This is a genomic window from Faecalicoccus sp. (assembly GCF_036552745.1).
GTDB lineage: Bacteria > Bacillota_I > Bacilli_A > Erysipelotrichales > Erysipelotrichaceae > Faecalicoccus.
In genome coordinates this window covers 1-7,052 of record NZ_JAXKBY010000170.1, presented here as the reverse complement: position 1 = coordinate 7,052, position 7,052 = coordinate 1, and the positions used below count along the sequence as shown (strand labels likewise).

Here is a 7,052-nt window from a genome sequence, read left to right as displayed (position 1 = left end):
CCTTTATTATATACGGAGTTTGTGAAAAAACAGAAGCGCTGGACATTGGCACAGCTGGTGAACTGGATGTCCGGTGCACCGGCCAAGCGCTTTGGCTTGGAAAAGATCGGAGCCATTGAGGTCGGTTATCGTCCGGATCTGGTTTTAGTGGATCTGGAACATGAAAGTGTGATCGATGCATCGCAATTTCTGTCAAAAGGGAAAAATACACCGTTTGATGGCTGGAAAGTATATGGCGCCATCAGGGAAACAATTGTCGGTTCTAAAACGGTGTGGAAAGGATAGAGTATATGGAAAGATTACTGATTTTAGAAGATGGCAGTTGCTATCGTGGAACTGCCTTTGGAAGTGACAACTTTCAAATTGGAGAATTGGTCTTCAATACTTCCATGACAGGGTATCAGGAAATTTTGACGGACAATTCCTATTGTGGACAGATCGTCATGATGACATACCCGTTGATTGGAAACTATGGAGTCAACCGTGATGATAACGAAAGTATCGTACCGGCTGTGTTTGGCTTTGTTGTAAAGGATTATTGTGATGAACCAAACAACTGGCGAAGCCAGGAAACGTTGGATATGTATTTAAAGCGTGAAAGTATTCCGGGTATTTATGGTATCGATACACGTGCGATTACGCGTAAGCTGCGCGATAAAGGAACGATGCATGCTACTTTGGCAAATGTGGATGCCGATGTGGATGCGATTGTAAAAATGTTACAGGAAACGGATTACCTGCATGATCAGGTGAAACGTGTCAGTTCGCAAAAGATCTTCCCGATTCCTAATCGTGGTAAAAAGGTCGTACTGATGGACTTTGGGGCCAAGCTTGGTATTGTCCGGGAACTATCCAAACGTGGCTGTGATCTGATCGTTGTACCATATGATACACCGGCGGATGTGATCATGGGCTTTCATCCGGACGGGGTAATGTTGTCAAATGGTCCAGGGAACCCGGAGGATGTACAGGTGGCCATCGATACAATTCAAAAATTGATTCCGCAAACGGTTGTATTTGGAATCTGTTTAGGACATCAGCTGATTTCTTTAGCCTGTGGAGCTAAAACGTATAAGTTAAAATTCGGTCATCGTGGAGCCAATCATCCGGTAATGGATCTAAAAACAGGAAAGGTAGAGATTACCAGCCAGAACCATGGCTTTGCGGTTGATATCGATTCTTTGAAAAACACGCGTCTGGAGATGACACATCAGGCGTTAAATGATAAGAGCTGTGAAGGAGTACGTCATAAAGACTATCCTTGTTTCAGTGTGCAGTTCCATCCGGAGGCCAGTGCCGGACCGTTAGATTCCGGACATTTATTCGATGATTTCATGGAACTGATGGAATAGGAGGATCACTATGCCTAAACGTCAGGATATACATAAGATACTTGTGATCGGTTCGGGACCGATCGTTATCGGACAGGCAGCTGAATTTGATTATGCCGGAAGTCAGGCTTGCCAGTCACTTCGTGAAGAAGGGTATGAAGTTATTTTGATCAACTCTAACCCGGCTACGATCATGACCGATACAACCATTGCCGACCGTGTTTATATAGAACCGATTACTTTGGATTTTGCCAAACGTGTTATTTATAAAGAAAGACCGGATGCGATTTTGGGATCTCTGGGAGGACAGACAGGTTTGAACCTGGTTGTCGATCTGCATAATGATGGTATTTTGGATGAATGTGGTGTAGAAATTCTGGGAACCGATCTGCATGCGATCAACCGTGCCGAAGACCGCGAATTATTCCGTGCTTTGATGCAGGAAATCAAAGAGCCGGTACCGGAAAGTGCCATCGTGCATACGGTTGATCTGGCCGTAGAGTTCTGTAATACGCATGGCTATCCGGTTGTTGTGCGCCCGGCTTATACCTTAGGGGGAACCGGCGGCGGTTTTGCGGATAATGAAGAAGAATTACGCGAGATTTGTGAAGCCGGATTGAAGATTTCACCGGTTGGACAATGTTTGATCGAACAAAGCATTGCCGGTTATAAAGAAATCGAATACGAAGTTATGCGTGATGCCAACGATAATGCTATCGTTGTTTGTAACATGGAAAACATCGATCCAGTGGGTATCCATACCGGGGATAGTATCGTTGTGGCTCCGGTGCAGACCTTGACCGATCGTGAAAATCAGATGTTGCGAAGTGCTTCTTTAAAGATCATTCGTGCTTTAAAGATCTGTGGTGGCTGTAACGTGCAGCTGGCTTTAGATCCGGAAAGCTTTAAATATTATGTCATTGAGGTTAACCCTCGTGTATCTCGTTCATCAGCTTTGGCCAGTAAGGCAACGGGGTATCCGATTGCCAAGATTTCAGCCAAACTGGCGGTTGGCTTGACCTTGGACGAGATCTTAAACCCGATCACAAAGACAAGCTATGCCTGCTTTGAACCGGCCATTGACTACATTGTCACAAAATTCCCTCGTTTCCCATTTGATAAATTCCCAAGTGCAGATCGTCATCTAGGAACGCAGATGAAGGCAACCGGGGAAATCATGTCGATCGGTCGTACCTTTGAAGAGTCATTCTTAAAAGCCGTGCGTTCCCTGGAAATGAAGGTCGATCATATTTATAAGGCTGAATTTGCTTCCATGGATCAGATGCAGCTGTTAGAAAAGATCAAAAACAGCGATGATGAGCGTATCTTTGCGATTGCCCAATGGTTACGTAATGGATTTGATATGTCAATCATCTTAAAAGAAACAAAGATGGATTCGTTCTTTATTCATCACATCAAACGCATCATTGATTTAGAACAGGAAATGATGGCGCACGTAAAGGATGTGGAAACTTTAAAGGTTTTAAAGAAAAACGGATTCTCCGATAGCTATATTGCGAAAAACTGGAATATGAGCGAAAAAGAAGTTTATGATCTGCGTAAGTCTAATAGCATCTTCCCGGTTTACAAGATGGTCGATACTTGTGCCGGTGAGTTTACCAGTGCGACACCTTACTTCTATTCCAGCTATGAAGAAGAAAATGAATCGATCTGTTCAGATCGCAAAAAAATCCTTGTTTTGGGTTCCGGACCGATCCGTATCGGACAGGGTGTTGAATTTGACTATGCGACTGTACATTGTGTGGAAACATTGCGTGAAGCAGGCTACGAAGCTATTATCATCAACAACAACCCGGAAACTGTATCCACGGATTTCTCTATCAGTGATAAGCTGTATTTTGAGCCATTGACAACGGAAGATGTCATGCATGTCATCGAACTGGAAAAACCATTAGGGGTAATCGTACAGTTTGGTGGACAGACGGCTATTAACCTGGCGGATTCTTTAGTGCAACACGGTGTTAAGATTTTAGGTACCTCTTTGGAAGACATTGATCGTGCTGAGGATCGTCATGAATTTGAAGCGATGTTACGAAAACTAGATATTCCACAACCACAGGGAGAAACCGCTGTTACGGTGGAAGAAGCTTTGGTCATTGCACAGAAGATCGGTTATCCGGTATTGGTTCGTCCAAGCTATGTCTTAGGTGGACGTGCGATGGAAATCGTACATAATGATGATGAATTAAAGGTCTATATGGCCACAGCTGTTAAGGAAATCAGCCATGATGCACCGATTCTGGTTGATAAATATATCGTTGGAAAAGAATTGGAAATCGATGCGATTGCCGATGGTGAAAACGTATTTATTCCAGGTGTCATGGAACACATTGAACGTGCCGGTGTGCACTCCGGAGACTCCATCAGTGTCTATCCGACACAGATCATTTCCGAGAAAGTCAAAGAAACGATCATCGACTATGGAATTCGCATTGGAAAAGGGTTCCATTTCATCGGTTTGTACAACATTCAGTTTATCGTTGATAAGGATGAAAATGTGTATGTCTTAGAGGTCAATCCAAGATCCAGCCGTACGGTGCCATTCCTTTCAAAGATCACGGGTATTCAGATGTCCAATATCGCAACGAAGGCCATTTTAGGACACTCCATTGTTGAGCAGGGCTATACACCGGGCTATCATCCGGATGACAAGCATCATGTCTTTGTCAAAGCACCGGTATTCTCCTTTGCGAAGCTGCGCCATGTCGATACGGTATTAGGCCCGGAAATGAAATCAACCGGAGAAGCATTAGGATCAGATGTAAATCTGGAAAAAGCATTATATAAGGCTTTGGTAGCCAGTGGTATTTCGGTTCCGATGCATGGAAATGTGCTGTTGACGATTGCCGATGAAGATAAAAGCGAGGCCTTGAAACTGGCTAAACGCTTTGCGGATATCGGTTATGGAATCTATGCGACCAAAGGAACTGCTAAGCTGTTAGAAGAAAACGGATTGTTTGTACATCATGCCAATAAGATCGAAGAAGGTGGCGACAACAGCGTTGTGGAGATCATTCGCCATGGACGTGTCAACTTTGTGATCAATACGATGAGCAATAAGACTAATTCCACCAGCAAGGATGGTTTCCTAATTCGCCGTGTGGCCGCAGAGAACAATATTTCATGTATGACATCCTTAGATACAGCTGAAGCTTTAACACGTGTACTGGAGGCTTTATCCTTCTCTATGATCAGTATGAACGAGATGGGGAAATAAGCATGAAACAGGAAGTTGCCAAGATTCTTTCGAATATAGAAATTGCTAAAGATATATGGAAAATGGAACTGCAGACCGGTTTAGCCAAGATGGCAAAACCGGGGCAGTTTATTGAAATCGAGGTACCCCCGTTCTTTTTAAGACGACCGATTTCCATCAATGAAATTAAGGACGATTCGCTTGTCATCATCTACAAGATTTTAGGCGAGGGGACTTTACAGATGACCAAGATGCACGATACAATCGATATTTTTGGACCTTGTGGAAATGGTTTTCCTATCGAAAATAAAGATGTTTTATTGGTCGGTGGAGGTGTCGGTGTACCTCCGCTGTATGAGACGGCCAAACAATATTTAAAAAAAGGACATCAGGTTGATGTTGTGTTAGGTTTCAATGATCAAAGTCAGATTTTCTTTGAACATGAGTTTAAAGAATTAGGCTGTAAGGTACAGATTGCGACCATGGATGGCAGCGTTGGTACAAAAGGAACAGTACTGGATGCGATTCATGAACAGAAAATAAGCACCGATTTTGTGTTAGCCTGTGGACCTTTACCGATGTTAAAGGCACTGCAGAAGGAATATACCGAAGGCTATTTGTCTTTAGAAGCCAGAATGGCCTGTGGTATCGGTGCCTGCATGGGTTGTGTCGTTAAAGATACCAGTGATCATGCTTTACGTGTATGTAAGGATGGTCCTGTCTTTCCGATTCAGGAGGTCGTGCTATGATTGATTTAAAGGTAGAACTGCCCGGACTGCATTTAAAAAATCCGGTGATCCCGGCCAGCGGATGCTTTGGATTTGGTAAAGAATATGCCGAGTTATATGATCTTTCTTTGTTGGGAGGAATTGCGATCAAAAGCGCAACTCCAAAAGAACGCTTTGGAAATCCGACACCGCGTATTGCGGAAACACCTTCGGGTATGTTGAATGCGATCGGACTTCAAAATAAAGGCGTTGATTCGATCATCGAAAATGAGCTTCCTTTTTTGGCACAGTATGATACAGAAATCATCGCCAATGTAGCCGGAGCCACTGAAGAAGATTATGTCGAAGTCATTCGTAAGCTGAATGATCAACCGGTCGTAAAAACGTATGAATTGAATATCTCCTGTCCCAATGTAAAACATGGAGGTATTGGACTAGGAACCAAACCGGAGTTAGCAGCACATGTCACAAAGATGGCCAAGAAAGCAGCTTCAAAGCCAGTGTATGTCAAGCTTTCACCAAATGTGACGGATATTGTGGAAATCGCAAAAGCTGTAGAACAGGCTGGTGCGGATGGTTTAGTGCTGATCAATACATTGATGGGAATGCGCATCGATTTAAAGACAGGCAAGCCGTTATTAGCCAATGTGACTGGTGGACTGTCTGGGCCTGCTATCAAACCGGTTGCCATCCGTATGGTCTATCAGGTCGCTCAAGCCGTTCAAATTCCGATTATCGGTGTGGGTGGTATTACAAGCGCCAATGATGTATTGGAGTTTTTAAATGCCGGTGCCAGTGCGGTGGAAGTCGGTGCTCAGAATTTTGTGGATCCTTATGTATGTCCAAAGATTATCGAGGATCTTCCAAAAGTGTTGGAACGATATGGTTATGCTTCTGTTAAAGAAGCAATTGGAAGGAGTTTTAGAGATGAGTAAAACGATCGTTGCACTGGATTTTTCCAGTAAACAAGAAGTGATTGATTTTTTAAAACAATTTGATGAACCGGTATATGTGAAGATCGGTATGGAATTGACCTATGCCTGCGGCCTTGAAATGGTACAGATTGTCAAAGAAATGGGCCACCATATCTTTTTGGATCTAAAGCTGCATGATATTCCAAATACGGTCAAAGGTGGTATGAAAAACTTGGCTAAGCTGGGTGTTGATATTGTCAATGTGCATTGTGCCGGCGGTATCGCAATGATGAAAGCAGCCATCGATGGCCTAAATGAAGGGGCTGTGGATGGTAAACGCCCTTTATGTATCGGTGTCACTCAGTTGACAAGTACATCAAAAGAAGCCATGAACGAAGAATTAGGAATTCCGGGTGAAGTCATGGATTGCGTAATTCATTATGCGAAAAATGCCAAAGAAGCTGGTTTAGATGGTGTTGTTTGCTCCGTACATGAAGCAAAAGCTATTCATGAAGCTTGCGGAAATGACTTTTTGACTGTGACACCGGGCATTCGTTTAGCGGATGACTCAAAAGATGATCAAAAACGTGTAGCGACACCAGCCTATGCCAAAGAGCAGGGATGTGACTATATTGTAGTTGGACGTTCGATCACAAAGAGCGCCGATCCGGTAGAAACATATCATAAAATTGAAGAGATGATGAAATAAGCCGACAAACGTGAGGCCGCTGAAAAAATAGGAGATTTTAAAATCCAAAAAAATGAAAACAGTGAGAACATCAGAAAAAAATTCTGTCTCTCACTGTTTTTTTTGATAATGCTATAAAATCGGTTAAAATCAGGGGGCTTTAAACTCCTTTAT

Annotated in this window: 6 protein-coding genes; all 6 read left to right on the top strand. The window is 43.3% G+C overall.

The features are described from left to right. A partial coding sequence (locus U0M88_RS08170; RefSeq protein WP_331869506.1) for an amidohydrolase family protein occupies positions 1–285 on the top strand: 285 nt, incomplete at its 5' end. Positions 286–290: 5 nt separating this feature from the next. Further along, on the top strand, positions 291–1,352 hold the full coding sequence (gene carA / locus U0M88_RS08165) for a glutamine-hydrolyzing carbamoyl-phosphate synthase small subunit (protein ID WP_331869505.1): 1,062 nt from the start codon (positions 291–293) through the stop codon (positions 1,350–1,352). Positions 1,353–1,362: 10 nt separating this feature from the next. After that, entirely contained in the window at positions 1,363–4,569 is a 3,207-nt protein-coding gene (carB, locus tag U0M88_RS08160; protein ID WP_320802847.1) for a carbamoyl-phosphate synthase large subunit, read from the top strand. A gap of 2 nt (positions 4,570–4,571) precedes the next feature. Further along, a complete protein-coding gene (locus U0M88_RS08155; protein WP_168965210.1) occupies positions 4,572–5,297 on the top strand; it encodes a dihydroorotate dehydrogenase electron transfer subunit in 726 nt (241 codons plus the stop codon). Next, positions 5,297–6,211 (top strand): dihydroorotate dehydrogenase, encoded by a 915-nt coding sequence (locus tag U0M88_RS08150; protein ID WP_331869507.1) that lies wholly within the window; start codon positions 5,297–5,299, stop codon positions 6,209–6,211. The genes U0M88_RS08155 and U0M88_RS08150 overlap by 1 nt, the downstream gene beginning before the upstream one ends. Then, on the top strand, positions 6,204–6,899 hold the full coding sequence (pyrF, locus tag U0M88_RS08145) for an orotidine-5'-phosphate decarboxylase (protein WP_117447290.1): 696 nt from the start codon (positions 6,204–6,206) through the stop codon (positions 6,897–6,899). The genes U0M88_RS08150 and pyrF overlap by 8 nt, the downstream gene beginning before the upstream one ends. Positions 6,900–7,052 lie beyond the last annotated feature (153 nt).